Genomic DNA, 15,885 nt, shown 5'->3' with positions numbered 1-15,885 from the left:
TCAGCGGCCGAAATCGCTTCGACGCAAACGCAGCCATTCGAGGTCTTCGGGTCGAGTCACCTTGATGTTGTCGGATCGACCTTCGATCAGACGTGGCGCCTGTCCGGCCCACTCGATGGCCGAAGCCTCATCCGTGATGCTGACATCAGATACCAGGCTGTCCGCCAATGCTCGATGGAGCGCTCCAAGGCGGAACATCTGTGGCGTATAGGCTTGCCATATCATACTGCGATCAACCGTTTCAGCCACGCGACCCGTGCTATCGGCACGCTTGAGCGTGTCGCGCGCGGGAACAGCCAGCAGGCCACCGACCGGGTCGTCCGCCAGCTCGCTGAGCAGGTTGTCCAGATCGCTACGGGCCAGGTTCGGACGTGCGGCGTCATGAACCAGCACCCAGTCATCGTCGCTGGCGCCCTGCGCGTGCAGATGCAGCAAGGCGTTAAGTACCGAAGCTGAACGCTCTTTGCCACCATCCACCCGCTGGATTCGGGAATCCAGCGCACAGGGCAATGCGGGCCAGTAAGGGTCGTCCACGGCAAGGCTAATCACCAGACCCTTGAGACGGGGGTGATCCAGAAAACTCAACAGGCTGTGTTCGAGAATGGTCAGGCTGCCCAGCTGCAGGTATTGCTTGGGCCGGTCTGCTGCCATGCGGGCACCAATGCCCGCTGCAGGAATCACTGCCCAGAAGGCAGGAAGGAAATCTTTCATGACGCCTACTTTTATTATTGTGCCAACTGATAGAGGGTTTCGCCGTCCTTGACCATGCCCAACTCATGACGGGCACGCTCCTCGACGGTCTCGAGTCCCTTTTTCAATTCCATGACTTCGGCATCGAGCACACGATTGCGCTCCAGCAAGACCTGGTTTTCGGCATGCTGATCCGCGATCTGCTGGTTCAGGCTGGCCACTTGCGCCAGGCTGCCATTACCCACCCAGAGGCGATATTGCAAACCGGCAAGCAACAGCAGCAGGATGAGGAACAACCAGTTAGGACTGCGCATTGAAATATCAGGTACCCAGTAGAAAAGACGGCAGAGCCACACAACTAACAAATGACTGAGGGCATTGAGCCTGACATAAGCCAGGCTCAATCACTCCAGGTTACAGAGGAGCGTCAGCATCGGCAGCACGGGCGAAACCGGATGAACCGTTTTTCCCGTAGCGCCCTGCGTCTTTTACCATCTATGGATCAACCGCGAAACTCGGCGCGGCCGTTATAAACGGCTTTGCTGCCCAGTTGCTCTTCGATACGCAGCAGCTGGTTGTACTTGGATACGCGATCGGAACGGCACAGCGAACCCGTCTTGATCTGGCCGGCTGACGTGCCCACAGCCAGATCGGCAATGGTCGAATCTTCGGTTTCACCGGAACGGTGCGAGATCACAGCGGTGTAACCGGCAGCCTTGGCCATCTGAATGGCTTCCAGCGTTTCGGTCAGTGTACCGATCTGGTTGAACTTGATCAGGATCGAGTTGGCGATCTTCTTGTCGATGCCTTCTTTCAGGATCTTGGTGTTGGTCACGAACAGGTCGTCGCCCACCAGCTGGATCTTGTCGCCGATCTTGTCGGTGAGGATTTTCCAGCCAGCCCAGTCGGACTCGTCCAGACCGTCTTCGATGGAGATGATCGGGTGCTTGCTGACCAGATCAGCCAGATAGTCGGCGAAACCGGCGGAGTCGTATTCGCCTTCTTCGCTGAGCTTGTACTTGCCGTCCTTGTAGAACTCGCTCGCCGCGCAGTCCAGCGCCAGGGTCACATCGGTGCCCAGCGTATAGCCAGCGTTGGAAACGGCTTCGGCGATGGCGCTGAGCGCTTCTTCATTGGACGCCAGGTTAGGCGCGAAACCACCTTCATCACCGACGGCAGTATTCAGGCCGCGAGCCTTGAGAACAGCCTTGAGGTGATGAAAAATTTCGGTGCCCCAGCGCAGACCTTCAGCGAACGTCTTGGCGCCAACCGGCTGAACCATGAATTCCTGAATGTCGATGTTGTTATCGGCGTGCTCGCCACCGTTGATGATGTTCATCATTGGCACCGGCATCGAGTAGACGCCCGGCGTGCCGTTCAGGTTGGCGATGTGCGCGTACAGCGGCAGATCCTGATCCTGGGCAGCGGCCTTTGCGGCAGCCAGGGATACAGCGAGGATTGCGTTGGCACCCAGGCTTGCCTTGTTCTCGGTCGCGTCCAGCGCAATCATTGCGTGGTCCAGCGCCTTCTGATCTACCGGATCCTTACCCAGCAGCAGGTCGCGGATCGGGCCGTTGATGTTGGCGACAGCTTTCAGAACGCCCTTGCCCATGTAACGGCTCTTGTCGCCATCACGCAGCTCCAGCGCTTCGCGCGAGCCGGTTGAAGCACCGGACGGCGCACAGGCGCTGCCAATGATGCCGTTATCGAGGAGCACATCTGCTTCCACGGTGGGATTGCCACGGGAGTCGAGAACTTCACGACCTTTGATGTCGACGATTTTTGCCATTGTTGTAAACACTCCAAGATTGACGAAAACGACGCAGCTGGAAAACGATATTCGCGATCAGACGCAGAAAACGGCAGGCCTGAATGCGACAACCCCGTCACGAATGACGGGGAACGGCACTTTACCGGAGAACCCTGCTCAAGCGGTCTCTACGATCGGAAAACTTTTCACAAGTTCATCCAGCGACTTGAGTTGCGTCAGGAAAGGCTCCAGCTTGTCCAGGCGCAACGCACAAGGGCCATCGCATTTGGCGTTATCAGGATCAGGGTGAGCTTCCAGGAAGAGACCGGCCAGATTCTGACTGATACCGGCCTTGGCCAGTTCCAGCACCTGAGCCCGGCGTCCGCCAGCGGAATCGGAGCGACCACCCGGCATTTGCAGGGCGTGGGTCACGTCGAAAAGAATCGGGTACTCGAACTGCTTCATGATGCCGAAGCCGAGCATGTCCACCACCAGGTTGTTGTAACCGAAGCTGGAACCGCGCTCGCACAGGATCAACTGATCGTTACCGGCCTCTTCGCACTTGGTCAGGATGTGTTTCATTTCCTGAGGCGCAAGAAACTGGGCTTTCTTGATGTTGATGACTGCACCTGTCTTCGCCATTGCCACCACCAGGTCGGTCTGGCGAGACAGAAAAGCCGGCAACTGGATGATATCGCACACTTCGGCAACGACAGCCGCCTGCTCAGGCTCATGCACATCCGTGATCAACGGCACGTTGAAGGTGCGCTTTATCTCTTCGAATATGCGCATGCCTTCTTCCAGGCCCGGACCACGATAGGATGTGATCGAGGAACGGTTGGCCTTGTCGAAGCTGGCCTTGAACACGTAAGGGATACCGAGCTTTTCGGTAACACGCACATATTCTTCGCAAATCTGCATGGCCATGTCACGAGACTCGAGCACGTTCATGCCACCAAACAGAACCATTGGTTTGTCGTTGGCAATCTCGATGGAGCCTACGCGGATGATTTTCTGAGCCATCTACTGATATTCCTTTCAGACGTTCTTTTGACGTTGAGTCAGTGCGGCCTTGACGAAACCGCTGAACAACGGGTGACCGTCGCGCGGTGTCGAGGTGAACTCCGGGTGGAACTGGCAAGCCACGAACCACGGATGATCAGGCGCCTCGACCACTTCGACCAGCGCACCGTCACCGGAACGACCGGAAATCTTCAGGCCGGCTTCCATCAGTTGCGGCAGCAGGTTGTTGTTCACTTCATAGCGATGGCGATGACGCTCGACAATCACATCGTTCTTGTAGCAGTCGTGAACCAGAGAGCCCGACTCAAGCTGGCATTCCTGGGCACCCAAGCGCATGGTGCCGCCCAGGTCGGAGCTTTCGGTGCGGGTTTCCACAGCGCCGGTGGCATCTTCCCACTCGGTGATCAGACCCACGACAGCGTGTGCGCTGGTGCGGTCGAACTCGGTGGAGTTGGCGTCTTTCCAGCCCAGCACGTTACGGGCGAACTCGATGACCGCCACTTGCATGCCCAGGCAGATACCCAGATACGGAACCTTGTTTTCGCGAGCGAACTGAACAGCTGTGATCTTGCCTTCGACGCCACGCAGACCAAAACCGCCCGGAACCAGGATCGCGTCCACACCTTCGAGCAGACCGGTGCCCTGATTCTCGATGTCTTCGGAATCGATGTAGCGCAGGTTGACCTTGGTGCGGTTGGTGATGCCGGCGTGGCTCATGGCTTCGATCAACGACTTGTAGGCGTCGAGCAGTTCCATGTATTTGCCGACCATCGCAATGGTGACTTCATGTTCGGGGTTGAGTTTGGCATCGACAACCTTGTCCCACTCGGACAGGTCGGCACCGCCACACTGAAGACCGAAACGCTCGACGACGAAATCGTCCAGACCCTGCGAATGCAGGATGCCAGGGATTTTGTAGATGGTGTCGGCGTCTTCCAGCGCAATGACCGCACGCTCTTCAACGTTGGTGAACTGGGCAATCTTGCGACGCGACGACGTGTCGATCGGATGATCGGAGCGGCAGACCAGAACGTCAGGCTGCAGGCCGATGGAACGCAATTCCTTGACGGAGTGCTGGGTCGGCTTCGTCTTGGTTTCACCAGCGGTGGCGATATACGGCACCAGCGTCAGGTGCATCAGCATCGCGCGGCGTGCGCCGACTTCGAAACGCAGCTGGCGAATGGCTTCGAGGAACGGCTGCGACTCGATGTCGCCGACCGTGCCGCCGATTTCGACCAATGCCACGTCGGCATCGCCTGCGCCCTTGATGATGCGGCGCTTGATCTCGTCGGTAATGTGCGGAATGACCTGGATGGTCGCGCCCAGATAATCACCACGGCGCTCTTTGCGCAGGACGTGTTCGTACACACGGCCAGTGGTGAAGTTGTTGTTCTGGGTCATGGTGGTGCGGATGAACCGCTCGTAGTGACCAAGGTCCAGGTCGGTTTCAGCGCCGTCATGAGTGACGAACACCTCACCGTGCTGGAACGGGCTCATGGTGCCTGGGTCCACGTTGATGTAGGGGTCCAGTTTGAGCATGGTGACCTTAAGCCCCCTCGCCTCCAGGATGGCCGCCAATGAAGCCGAGGCAATGCCTTTCCCCAATGAAGAAACAACACCGCCCGTGACGAAGATGTAGCGCGTCATGAAAAACCCTAGAAGTCTGCGTTAAAGCGGTCAGAGCCGCCGGGGAAAGCGAAGGAAGGCCGAAGCCCCCGATTACCGACAAAATTCACGGTGCACTCCCGAAACTGCTGCGTTGAAACCGACCGGCCGAAAGCCTGCCTATTGCGCGCCACATTTAAGAAATCGCCCAGTAAATACTGGTTGGTAACCGGCAACTTGTGTTGTTTCAAAAGAACCAACAGAAGCTGTATCAAGAAGGGAGCGTAGTCTACCTGAAAGGCCCTTTCAGCTCAAACTTTGGTCGCTGGTCGGTGCTTCCCAGCGCAACTGCCAGCTTCCATTGGGCGAAGCGTCCAGTCCAGCCAGTCCTGCCACTGCCAGCAACTGGTCATTGCAGTACAGCAGCGGCAATCTGCCGCGGACGAATCCGGGCACACCGTACTCATTGAACAGACGCTTGAGATCACGATGACCACGCCCTGTCACCTGCACGACTTCGGAGCCTTGACGATAACGCACCTCAAGCGGCCCTTGCGGCGCGTCGCCCTGTATCCAGATTCGCCCGTTGCCGGGAAGGGTCAATGGCTGACGAGGGTCAGGCCAGGCGAGTTCGCCTTTGACGGTGCAAAGCCAGAGCCCAGCCAGCCACCAGACATGCCCCTGGGTGCGATGCAACTCTCCATCGGCCAATCGCCACAGCGGCTGCGCGCCCTGCCCCGCATCTCGCAAGGTGTCCCAGCCCGCCCAATGATCGGTATCAGGCAAACGAGTCAGTGGCGCGAGCCAGTGACGCAGCGCGTTACGTTGCCGAGTCGTGGACAACCCCGTGAGTGGCTGGACAGCCAGTACTGGCAGGCCGAGCCAGGCAAATGGCGTGGTAGCCTGAGCGTCGGCCAGATCCTGCTCGGCAAGCTCCCCCAGAAGCACTTGGGCTTCGCCGAGATGACGGGCCGTACGCGCCATCGCGGAAACCGCCTGCGGCCATCTTGAGGTCAGCAACGGCATGACCTGAGCGCGCAGGAAGTTACGTGAAAACCGGACGTCGTTATTGCTGGGGTCTTCGATCCAGTTCAGGCAGTGTTCGCGGGCATACTCCTCAAGCTCCATTCGTGCACAGTCAAACAGCGGCCTGACCAGATGCCCCTTTCCCAGAACCCGAGACTCAGGCATCGCCGCAAGCCCTCGAACGCCGGCCCCACGCATCAGACGGAACAGCATCGTTTCAGCCTGATCGTCGCGATGCTGCCCCGTCAGCAAAACCTCATCCACCCCCAACTGCCCGGAAAAGGCCGCATAACGGGCCTCGCGGGCTGCCTGCTCGATGCTGGCACCTGGCTCCACGCTCACGTTGATCATCTGCAATGGCACATCGAGCGCCTGACAGACCTGCCGACAATGCTCGGGCCATTCCTCGGCAACTGCCTGCAAGCCGTGATGAACATGAATCGCTTTCAGATCGGGCAGGCGTTCGCGTCTGGCCAGTTCAGCCAGAAGATGCAACAGAACCGTGGAATCGAGACCGCCGGAGAAGCCGACATGCCAGACAGGCGCATTGCGCCAGGGTGCCAGGGCTCCAAGAAGCCTGATGGGGAGATCATGACCGCCAGGGCTTGACCGGGTCATTGATAAGGCCATTCGGCAAGTGCCGTCATAGGCAGCAGACAGCCAGCGCTCGCAGAGCTTACGCAACCCCACTGAAGCGCCAAATCCTGTGGGAGGCGGCTTGCCGTCGATGGCGAAGGATCATTCATTGACACATCGCCTGAACAACCGCATCGCGGGCAAGCCCCTCTATCAAACAACCTGTAAGCCACTGAAGAAACACGATGGTGTGGGCGTTTGATGTGCGACAGCGCTACGTCGAAAACGTGAGCGAGCCTTCCACAGTTTTGTGTTGGCCCTGAGAGGTGCCGCGTCAGGAAACACCGCGACACCTCCCACATCATCTTACAAGCCGTAGCTCATCAGACGATCATAACGGCGGGCCAGCAGCGCGTCGTTGTCGAACTTCTTGAGCATTGCCAACTGGCTGCTCAGCTCCTCACGGATCAAAGCCGAGGCGGCAACCGGATCACGGTGAGCGCCGCCCAATGGCTCGGTGATGACCTTGTCGACGATGCCCAGGCCCTTCAGGCGCTCGGCAGTGATGCCCATGGCTTCGGCAGCGTCCGGCGCTTTCTCGGCCGTCTTCCACAGAATCGATGCGCAGCCTTCCGGCGAAATAACCGCGTAAGTCGAATATTGCAGCATGTTCAATTGGTCGCACACGCCGATGGCCAATGCACCACCCGAACCGCCTTCGCCGATGACCGTGGCGATGATCGGGGTTTTCAGACGCGCCATGACGCGCAGGTTCCAGGCGATCGCTTCGCTCTGGTTACGCTCTTCAGCGTCAATACCAGGGTAAGCGCCTGGTGTGTCGATGAACGTCAGGATCGGCATCTTGAAACGCTCGGCCATTTCCATCAGACGGCAGGCCTTGCGATAGCCTTCAGGCCGCGGCATGCCGAAATTGCGACGCACCTTTTCGCGAACTTCACGGCCTTTCTGATGACCGATAACCATCACAGGCTGACCTTCCAGACGCGCAACGCCGCCCACAATGGCCGCGTCGTCGGAGAAGTGACGATCACCGTGCAGCTCATCGAATTCGGTGAAAATATTCTGGATGTAATCCAGCGTGTAAGGGCGACGGGGATGACGCGCCATGCGTGCAATCTGCCAACTGGTCAGGTTGCCGAAGATACTTTCGGTCAGAGTCCTGCTCTTGTCCTGCAACCGGGAGATCTCGTCGCCGATGTTCAGCGAGTTATCGTTACCCACCAGGCGCAGTTCTTCGATCTTGGCTTGCAAGTCAGCGATAGGCTGTTCGAAATCCAGAAAATTCGGGTTCATAGGCATCCGTCTTGGGTCGACGGCCAAGAGGCCGGCCGGTTGATCCGTCTGCGCCTTTCCCTCGAGGGAACAGACGCGGTCAGGTCGAAATTAAAATTCAGGGCTGGGCGCAGATATAGCCTGCGGCCTTCAGCGATACTGGAGAAAGACGTTCTCACGTCCGAACTGGTCACGCAGAGCCTGAATCAAGCTGTCTGCAGGATCGATTCGCCATGCTTCTCCAAACTGCAGCAACGCTTTGGCATCCTTACCGGTGTAATCCACCGTGATCGGACAGGCACCACGATGGCGCTTGCAAAGATCACCGAGCCAGCGCAGCCGGTCGCCCTTGAGTGCGTCGGCATGCACCGTCACTCGCAGGCTTTCGGCCAGATTGGTCCGTGCATCCTCGATACTCATGACGCGCTTGGCACGTAGCCTCAAGCCGCCGGAGAAGTCATCATTACTTACTTCGCCCTCAACCACCACCATAGCATCGGTCTGCAACAGTGACTGAGCCGAATGGAAGGCTTCGGCAAACAGCGATGCTTCGATACGCGCCGAGCGGTCGTCCAGGGTGATGAACCCCATCTTGTCGCCCTTCTTGTTCTTCATCACTCGCAAGGCAATGATCAGGCCCGCCACGGTCTGCGTATCTCTCGCCGGTTTCAGGTCGATGATGCGCTGGCGGGCGAAGCGACGAATCTCGCCTTCATATTCATCGATCGGGTGCCCGGTCAGATAGAGACCAAGGGTTTCCTTCTCGCCACGCAAGCGATCCTTCAGGCTCAGCTCACGGGTCTTGCGGTGATTGGCGTAGACGTCCGCATCTTCTTCGACGAACAGGCCACCAAACAGGTCCGAGTGACCGCTGTCACGGCTTCGGGCAGTCTGCTCGGCGGCCTGAATGGCTTCTTCGAGAGCCGCGAGCAACACCGAGCGGTTACGGTCGATATTGGCCTGATAGGCCTTGGGTTCCAGCTCGAAATAAGGACCGAGACGATCCAGTGCGCCACTGCGGATCAGGCCATCCAGGGTACGTTTGTTCACGCGTTTGAGATCGACACGGGCGCAGAAATCGAACAGATCCTTGAACGGCCCTTGCAGACGGGCTTCGGTAATCGCCTCGACCGGCCCCTCGCCCACCCCTTTGATCGCGCCCAGACCATACAGAATCCGGCCATCGTCACTGACGGTGAACTTGAACTCGGAAGTGTTCACGTCCGGCGCATCGAGGCGCAGTTTCATGGTGCGCACTTCTTCGATCAAGGTCACGACCTTGTCGGTGTTGTGCATGTCCGCCGACAACACGGCGGCCATGAACGGCGCCGGGTAGTGGGTCTTCAGCCAGGCGGTCTGATACGACACCAGGCCGTACGCGGCTGAGTGGGACTTGTTGAAACCGTAACCGGCGAATTTTTCCACCAGATCGAAAATGTTACCCGCCAGGTCCGGGTCGATATTGTTGGTCTTGCAGCCTTCGATGAAACCGCCGCGCTGCTTGGCCATTTCCTCGGGCTTTTTCTTACCCATCGCACGACGCAGCATGTCTGCACCGCCGAGGGTATAGCCCGCCATGACCTGCGCAATCTGCATCACCTGCTCCTGATACAGGATGATGCCGTAGGTCGGCGCCAATACAGGTTTCAGGCCTTCGTACTGATAGTCGACGTGTGGGTAGGACAGCTCGGCGCGACCGTGTTTACGGTTGATGAAGTCGTCCACCATGCCCGACTGCAGCGGCCCCGGACGGAACAGGGCCACCAGTGCGATGAGGTCTTCCAGACAGTCGGGCTTGAGCTTTTTGATCAGCTCTTTCATGCCCCGCGACTCGAGCTGGAACACGGCCGTTGTCTCGGCGCGTTGCAACAACTGATAGGTCGGCATGTCATCCAGCGGGATGAACGCGATGTCCAGCGGCGCTTCGTTGACCTTGGCGCGGTCGCGGTTGATGGTCTTCAGCGCCCAGTCGATGATGGTCAGGGTCCGCAGACCGAGGAAGTCGAACTTCACCAGACCGGCCGCCTCGACGTCATCCTTGTCGAACTGGGTTACCAGACCGTCGCCGGCTTCGTCGCAATAGATCGGCGAGAAATCCGTCAGTTTGGTGGGCGCGATCACCACGCCCCCGGCGTGCTTGCCCACGTTACGCACGACACCCTCGAGCTTGAGGGCCATTTCCCAGATTTCAGCCGCCTCTTCATCGACCTTGAGAAAGTCACGCAGGATCTCTTCCTGCTCATAGGCCTTCTCAAGGGTCATGCCGACTTCGAACGGGATCATTTTCGACAGGCGATCAGCCAGCCCGTAGGACTTGCCCTGCACCCGCGCCACGTCACGCACCACAGCCTTGGCGGCCATGGAACCGAAGGTGATGATCTGGCTCACGGCATTGCGGCCGTATTTCTCGGCCACATAGTCAATAACCCGGTCGCGACCGTCCATGCAGAAGTCGACGTCGAAGTCGGGCATCGACACCCGTTCCGGGTTCAGGAAGCGTTCGAACAGCAGGTCGTATTCCAGCGGATCGAGGTCAGTAATTTTCTGTACGTAAGCCACCAGCGAACCGGCACCCGATCCACGGCCAGGACCTACCGGCACGCCATTGCTCTTGGCCCACTGAATGAAGTCCATCACGATCAGAAAGTAACCGGGGAACCCCATCTGGATAATGATATCCAGCTCGAAATTCAGCCGGTCGACATAGACCTGGCGCTTGGCTTCGTAATCTTCAGTGGTGTCCTTGGGCAGCAGGACCGCGAGGCGCTCCTCCAAACCGTCGAACGACACTTTGCGGAAATATTCATCGATGGTCATGCCATCGGGAATCGGGAAGTTGGGCAGAAAGTGCGTACCCAGCTTCACGTCGATATTGCAGCGCTTGGCGATTTCGACACTGTTGGTCAGCGCCTCGGGCAGGTCGCTGAACAGCTCGGCCATTTCTTCCGAGCTTTTCAGGTATTGCTGATCACTGTAATTGTGCGAACGCCGAGGGTCATCCAGTGCGCGACCTTCGCCGATGCACACACGGGTTTCATGAGCCTCGAAATCGGTCTGTTTGATGAAACGCACGTCGTTGGTGGCGACCAATGGAGCGCCGTGGCGGTCAGCCAGGGCAACGGCGGCGTGCAGGTGTTCTTCATCGTTGGCGCGGTTGGTGCGCTGCACTTCAATGTAGAAGCGATCCGGAAAGACCGACATCCATTCACGCAACAGTTCGTCTGCCTCGCCCGGATTACCGCCGAGCAATGCCATGCCAATCTCGCCTTCCTTCGCCGCCGACAATGCGATCAGACCATCACTGGCCTGAGCGACCCACTCACGCTGAATCACGATCTGGCCGTTGCGCTGCCCTTCGATGAACCCGCGCGAGATCAGCTCTGTCAGGTTGCGATAGCCCTGGGCGTTCATGACCAGCAGACTGATACGGCTGAGCGCTGCGTCCTGATCACGGCCGGCGAGCCACAGATCGGCACCGCAGATCGGCTTGATGCCAGCGCCCTGGGCTGCTTTATAGAACTTGACCAGCGAGCACATGTTGTTCTGATCGGTCACCGCGACGGCAGGCATGTTCATGCCGGTCAGCGCCTTGATCAGCGGTTTGACCCGGACCAGACCGTCGACCAGAGAGTATTCGGTGTGCAGGCGTAGATGAACGAAAGAAGCCGGCATGGTGATCCTATAGCGCGAAAACTGAAAACGAGGGCGCGATTGTAGCGAGACCTGACTGAAACGTCAGTCCTGCAACAACCCGATCGACGATGAAACCTGCGCCATCATCATGGCCGCTCGCGCCTCATGGGCGGCGCGGACCGGCGCGAAGGAGCGCCTATGAATGGGGGTCGGCCCCAGACGAGCCAAGGCTTCCAGGTGTACCGGCGTCGGGTAGCCCTTGTGGCCGCCCATGCCATAACCCGGATAAATGAGCTCGAACGCGGCCATTTCCCGGTCACGACTGACCTTGGCGAGAATCGAGGCCGCAGCAATGGCAGGCACCTTGGCATCGCCTTGCACCACGGGAGCCGAGGGCACAGACAACTGCGGGCAACGATTGCCGTCAATCAAGGCAAGCCTGGGGGTGATGCTCAAGCCTTCGACTGCACGCTTCATGGCCAGCATCGTGGCATGCAGGATGTTCAGTTCGTCGATTTCTTCGACTTCAGCCCGGGCGATGAACCAGCACAGGGCTTTTTCCTGAATCTCGTCGAACAGCTTTTCCCGGCGGGCCTCGGTCAGTTTTTTGGAGTCATTGAGCCCCAGGATAGGCCTCGTCGGGTCCAGAATCACGGCAGCGGTGACGACTGCGCCGCACAGCGGGCCGCGCCCCACTTCATCGACGCCCGCGACAAGGTCCTCGACCAGCGTGAAATCCAGACCTGTCTGTATCATTGGCTTACTCACAGTGAAGACGTTTGCCCAAGCAGACCCAGCACCGCATCGGCAGCCTGATTGGAGGCATCGCGGCGCAACGTCTGGTGAATCTCGTCGAAGCCCTGAGTCTGTGCCTGACCTTCATCGATCAGCGGCATCAGCGTCTCTGCCAACGCTTCGGGCGTGGCTGCGTCCTGCAGCAGTTCCGGCACCAGAAGGCGCTGAGCCAGCAGGTTGGGCAGCGACACATAGGGGCTTTTGACCAGTCGCTTCAGAACCCAGAAAGTAACCGGCGCCATACGATAGGCAACCACCATCGGTCGCTTGTAAAGCAGCGCCTCAAGCGTCGCCGTACCGGAAGCGATCAAGACCGCATCGCAGGCGGCGAGCGCGACATGCGACCGGCCGTCGAGCAAGGTGATCGGCAGGTCGCGCCCTTGCAGCAGCTCTTCGATCTGAGTCCGCCGCTGGGGACTGGCACAGGGAAGCACGAAACGCATTGTCGGACGCTGGGTCAGAAGGCGCTCGGCGGCATCGAAAAACAACGCGCCCAGACGACCCACTTCACCACCGCGACTGCCCGGCATCAAGGCGACGACAGGCCCGTCACCCATCAGCCCCAGCTCGGTACGAGCGGCTGCACGGTCGGACTCCAGCGGTATGGTGTCGGCAAGCGGATGCCCGACAAACCGGACCGGGACGCCCTTCTCTTCATAGAACCGGGCTTCGAACGGCAGAAGGGTCAGCATCAGATCGCAGCCTTCGCGGATCTTGAGCACACGCTTCTGACGCCATGCCCACACCGAAGGACTGACGTAATGGACAGTCTTGATGCCTGCACGACGCAGCTGAAGTTCGATATTGAGGGTGAAGTCCGGGGCGTCGATACCGATGAATACATCGGGCTTTTCATCAATGAGGGTCTGGACCAGCAGCTTGCGTCTGGCAAGCAGCTCGCGCAATCGACCCAGCACTTCGACGAGCCCCATGACCGACAGGCGTTCCATGGGAAAGTAGGACTGCATGCCCTGTGCTTCCATGAGCGGACCACCGACACCGATGAACTCGGCATCGGGATGTCGCGCCTTGATGGCACGCATCAGACCGGAGCCGAGGATATCGCCGGAAGCCTCACCAGCCACCAGCGCGATACGCAATGGGCGAGCCATGGTTAGCGGGTAATGCCGCGGGTCGAAGCCTGGATCGACTCGAGGAACACCGCCACCTCGGGGAATAACGCGGCAGGCTCGGCAAGATCAGCGACAGCCTGATCAATGGTCAGGCCCTGGCGGTAGACAGTCTTGTAGGCCCTGCGCAAGGCGTGAATCGCCTCTTCGGAGAAACCCCGACGGCGCATGCCTTCGAAGTTCATGCTCCGTGCTTCGGCAGGGTTGCCAAACACCGTCACGAACGCCGGAACGTCCTTGCCGATGGCGGTGCCCATGCCGGAGAAACTGTGCGCGCCGATGTGGCAGAACTGATGCACGAGGGTGAACCCCGAAAGGATCGCCCAGTCATCAACGTGCACATGACCTGCCAGCGCCGTGTTGTTGACCAGAATCACATGATTGCCAATCACACTGTCGTGACCGATGTGCGCGTAAGCCATGATCAGGTTGTGATCACCCAGCGTGGTCTCGGCGCGATCCTGGACAGTACCGCGATGAATGGTGACGCCTTCACGGATCACGTTGTGATCACCGATCACAAGGCGAGTCTCCTCGCCCTTGTACTTGAGGTCGGGTGTATCTTCGCCTACCGATGAGAACTGGTAGATGCGATTGTGCTTGCCGATTCGGGTCGGTCCCTTGAGGACGACATGAGGACCGACCACTGTACCCTCGCCAATTTCCACACCGGGTCCGATGATCGACCAGGGGCCGACCTCCACATTGTCGGCCAGAACGGCCGTCGGATCGATGATTGCGCGAGGGTCAATCAAACTCATAGCTTGCGTTCCGCACAGATGATTTCAGCGGAGCATACCGCTTTACCGTCGACGGTGGCCTTGCATTCGAACTTCCAGATCTGGCGCTTGGAGCTCAGGAAATTGGCTTCCAGAACCAGCTTGTCACCCGGCAGAACCGGCTGACGGAAGCGCAGCTTGTCCGAACCCACAAAATAATAGAGGGTGCCGTCGGAAGGCTTCGCGTTCAACATTTTGAACGCCAGAATCCCCGCCGCCTGTGCCATCGCCTCAATGATCAGTACGCCCGGCATGATCGGATGCTGGGGGAAGTGGCCATTGAAAAAAGGCTCGTTGACGCTGACATTCTTGTAAGCGCGAATAGTCTTGTTCTCGATATCCAGGTCCGTGACGCGATCCACCAACAGGAACGGATAACGATGAGGCAGGTATTCGCGAATTTCTTTGATGTCCATCATTTCGAGGGGAAGCCTGTAGTAAAGATTAGGGGTGCTTCGCGATGGCGCAGCACCCCTCTACATCAAGGAGGCAGTTTATCGACTGTGCACGCTTGATATTAAAAAGGTATCAGCCATCAGATGGAGGATTACCGGCGCTGGTCACGGTCTCGACCATCTTTTCCAGTTTTTGCAGACGCCGGGCCATATCATCGATCTTGCGCAGGCGAGCCGCGCTCTTTCGCCATTCAGCGGCCGGCTGCATTGCAGTGCCCGAAGAATAGGAGCCTGGTTCGGTGATGGAATGGGTCACCATGGTCATGCCCGTGATGAAAACACCATCACATATCTCGATATGGCCCACCAGTCCAACGCCACCGGCCAGCATGCAATGCTTGCCGATCTTCGTGCTTCCGGAGATCCCGACGCAGGCCGCCATGGCCGTGTGATCACCGATCTGAACGTTGTGAGCGATCTGAATCTGGTTATCCAGCTTGACCCCATTACCGATCCGGGTATCCGCCAGCGCACCACGGTCGATGGCGGTATTCACACCAATCTCCACGTCGTCGCCAATGGAAACACCGCCGATCTGGGCGATCTTCTGCCAGACACCTTTTTCATTGGCAAAACCGAAACCTTCTCCGCCCAGCACAGCCCCGGACTGGATCACCACGCGCTTGCCAATGCGAACGTCGTGGTAAAGCGTCACACGAGGAGCCAGCCAGCCGCCCTCACCGATCTCGCAACGCTCACCGATGAAGCAGTGCGCGCCAATCGTGACCTGCGCTGCGATCCGTGCGCCGCTTTCGACAATCGCGAAAGCACCGATACTGGCCGCAGGGTCGACGACAGCGTCGTCGGAGATCACTGCTGTCGGATGAATACCGGCAGCGGCCTTGGGCTTGGGATCGAACAGATGGGAGATCCGGGCATAGGCCAGATAAGGATCAGGCACCAATAGCGCGTTCCCGGCGAAACTTTCGGCATCAGCGGGCTTGAGCAGCACAGCAGCGGCGTGGGTATCGGTCAGGAATTTACGGTATTGGGGATTTGCCAGGAAGCTGATCTGATCAGGGCCGGCCTCTTGTAAAGTGGCCAGCCCATTGATGTCCTTGTCCTTGTCGCCACGTAGCGTGGCGCCCAGGAACTCGGCCAACTGGCCGAGCTTGATGGTCGCGCTCATA

Annotated in this window: 13 protein-coding genes; all 13 read right to left on the bottom strand. The window is 58.7% G+C overall.

Features of this window, described 5'->3' with window-relative positions:
- A complete protein-coding gene (gene ispD, locus JTJ32_RS01230) occupies positions 1–711 on the bottom strand; it encodes a 2-C-methyl-D-erythritol 4-phosphate cytidylyltransferase (RefSeq protein ID WP_210040472.1) in 711 nt (236 codons plus the stop codon).
- Positions 712–725: 14 nt separating this feature from the next.
- Complete coding sequence (gene ftsB, locus JTJ32_RS01225) at positions 726–1,004, bottom strand: cell division protein FtsB (protein WP_004879054.1); 279 nt, start codon at positions 1,002–1,004, stop codon at positions 726–728.
- Between the two features lie 188 nt (positions 1,005–1,192).
- On the bottom strand, positions 1,193–2,479 hold the full coding sequence (gene eno, locus JTJ32_RS01220) for a phosphopyruvate hydratase (protein WP_024686189.1): 1,287 nt from the start codon (positions 2,477–2,479) through the stop codon (positions 1,193–1,195).
- 138 nt (positions 2,480–2,617) lie between these two features.
- Positions 2,618–3,463 carry a 3-deoxy-8-phosphooctulonate synthase gene (gene kdsA, locus JTJ32_RS01215; RefSeq protein ID WP_099229715.1) on the bottom strand — a complete coding sequence of 282 codons (846 nt, stop codon included), beginning with the start codon at positions 3,461–3,463 and terminating at the stop codon, positions 2,618–2,620.
- A gap of 15 nt (positions 3,464–3,478) precedes the next feature.
- On the bottom strand, positions 3,479–5,110 hold the full coding sequence (locus tag JTJ32_RS01210) for a CTP synthase (protein WP_099229713.1): 1,632 nt from the start codon (positions 5,108–5,110) through the stop codon (positions 3,479–3,481).
- A gap of 264 nt (positions 5,111–5,374) precedes the next feature.
- On the bottom strand, positions 5,375–6,712 hold the full coding sequence (tilS, locus tag JTJ32_RS01205) for a tRNA lysidine(34) synthetase TilS (protein WP_210040470.1): 1,338 nt from the start codon (positions 6,710–6,712) through the stop codon (positions 5,375–5,377).
- Positions 6,713–7,036: 324 nt separating this feature from the next.
- Positions 7,037–7,984, bottom strand: coding sequence for an acetyl-CoA carboxylase carboxyltransferase subunit alpha (locus tag JTJ32_RS01200; protein WP_099229711.1), 948 nt, complete (start codon positions 7,982–7,984; stop codon positions 7,037–7,039).
- Between the two features lie 129 nt (positions 7,985–8,113).
- The gene (dnaE, locus tag JTJ32_RS01195; RefSeq protein ID WP_210040468.1) at positions 8,114–11,635 is read right to left on the bottom strand and encodes a DNA polymerase III subunit alpha; all 3,522 of its coding nucleotides are present in this window, start codon (positions 11,633–11,635) and stop codon (positions 8,114–8,116) included.
- Between the two features lie 63 nt (positions 11,636–11,698).
- Complete coding sequence (gene rnhB, locus JTJ32_RS01190) at positions 11,699–12,349, bottom strand: ribonuclease HII (RefSeq protein WP_184320126.1); 651 nt, start codon at positions 12,347–12,349, stop codon at positions 11,699–11,701.
- Positions 12,350–12,360: 11 nt separating this feature from the next.
- Positions 12,361–13,503: a lipid-A-disaccharide synthase gene (gene lpxB, locus JTJ32_RS01185; RefSeq protein WP_210040465.1), complete on the bottom strand. Its 1,143-nt coding sequence runs from the start codon at positions 13,501–13,503 to the stop codon at positions 12,361–12,363.
- Positions 13,504–13,505: 2 nt separating this feature from the next.
- Positions 13,506–14,282 carry an acyl-ACP--UDP-N-acetylglucosamine O-acyltransferase gene (gene lpxA, locus JTJ32_RS01180; RefSeq protein ID WP_004879036.1) on the bottom strand — a complete coding sequence of 259 codons (777 nt, stop codon included), beginning with the start codon at positions 14,280–14,282 and terminating at the stop codon, positions 13,506–13,508.
- A complete protein-coding gene (fabZ, locus tag JTJ32_RS01175) occupies positions 14,279–14,719 on the bottom strand; it encodes a 3-hydroxyacyl-ACP dehydratase FabZ (RefSeq protein ID WP_099229707.1) in 441 nt (146 codons plus the stop codon). Before fabZ ends, lpxA begins: the two co-directional genes overlap by 4 nt.
- A gap of 109 nt (positions 14,720–14,828) precedes the next feature.
- Positions 14,829–15,884: a UDP-3-O-(3-hydroxymyristoyl)glucosamine N-acyltransferase gene (gene lpxD, locus JTJ32_RS01170; protein ID WP_210040464.1), complete on the bottom strand. Its 1,056-nt coding sequence runs from the start codon at positions 15,882–15,884 to the stop codon at positions 14,829–14,831.
- Between the last annotated feature and the right edge of the window lies 1 nt (position 15,885).

Source organism: Pseudomonas alliivorans (assembly GCF_017826695.1).
Classification (GTDB): domain Bacteria; phylum Pseudomonadota; class Gammaproteobacteria; order Pseudomonadales; family Pseudomonadaceae; genus Aquipseudomonas; species Aquipseudomonas alliivorans.
Note: the sequence above shows the minus strand (reverse complement) of the source record. Positions and strands in the feature narration are given on the sequence as shown.

Bases quoted from the DNA above. Each gene is read 5' to 3' on its own strand.
- ispD (WP_210040472.1), bottom strand. From the start codon at position 711: ATGAAAGATTTCCTTCCTGCCTTCTGGGCAGTGATTCCTGCAGCGGGC.
- ftsB (WP_004879054.1), bottom strand. From the start codon at position 1,004: ATGCGCAGTCCTAACTGGTTGTTCCTCATCCTGCTGCTGTTGCTTGCC.
- eno (WP_024686189.1), bottom strand. From the start codon at position 2,479: ATGGCAAAAATCGTCGACATCAAAGGTCGTGAAGTTCTCGACTCCCGT.
- kdsA (WP_099229715.1), bottom strand. From the start codon at position 3,463: ATGGCTCAGAAAATCATCCGCGTAGGCTCCATCGAGATTGCCAACGAC.
- JTJ32_RS01210 (WP_099229713.1), bottom strand. From the start codon at position 5,110: ATGACGCGCTACATCTTCGTCACGGGCGGTGTTGTTTCTTCATTGGGG.
- tilS (WP_210040470.1), bottom strand. From the start codon at position 6,712: ATGACCCGGTCAAGCCCTGGCGGTCATGATCTCCCCATCAGGCTTCTT.
- JTJ32_RS01200 (WP_099229711.1), bottom strand. From the start codon at position 7,984: ATGAACCCGAATTTTCTGGATTTCGAACAGCCTATCGCTGACTTGCAA.
- dnaE (WP_210040468.1), bottom strand. From the start codon at position 11,635: ATGCCGGCTTCTTTCGTTCATCTACGCCTGCACACCGAATACTCTCTG.
- lpxB (WP_210040465.1), bottom strand. From the start codon at position 13,503: ATGGCTCGCCCATTGCGTATCGCGCTGGTGGCTGGTGAGGCTTCCGGC.
- lpxA (WP_004879036.1), bottom strand. From the start codon at position 14,282: ATGAGTTTGATTGACCCTCGCGCAATCATCGATCCGACGGCCGTTCTG.
- fabZ (WP_099229707.1), bottom strand. From the start codon at position 14,719: ATGATGGACATCAAAGAAATTCGCGAATACCTGCCTCATCGTTATCCG.
- lpxD (WP_210040464.1), bottom strand. From the start codon at position 15,884: ATGAGCGCGACCATCAAGCTCGGCCAGTTGGCCGAGTTCCTGGGCGCC.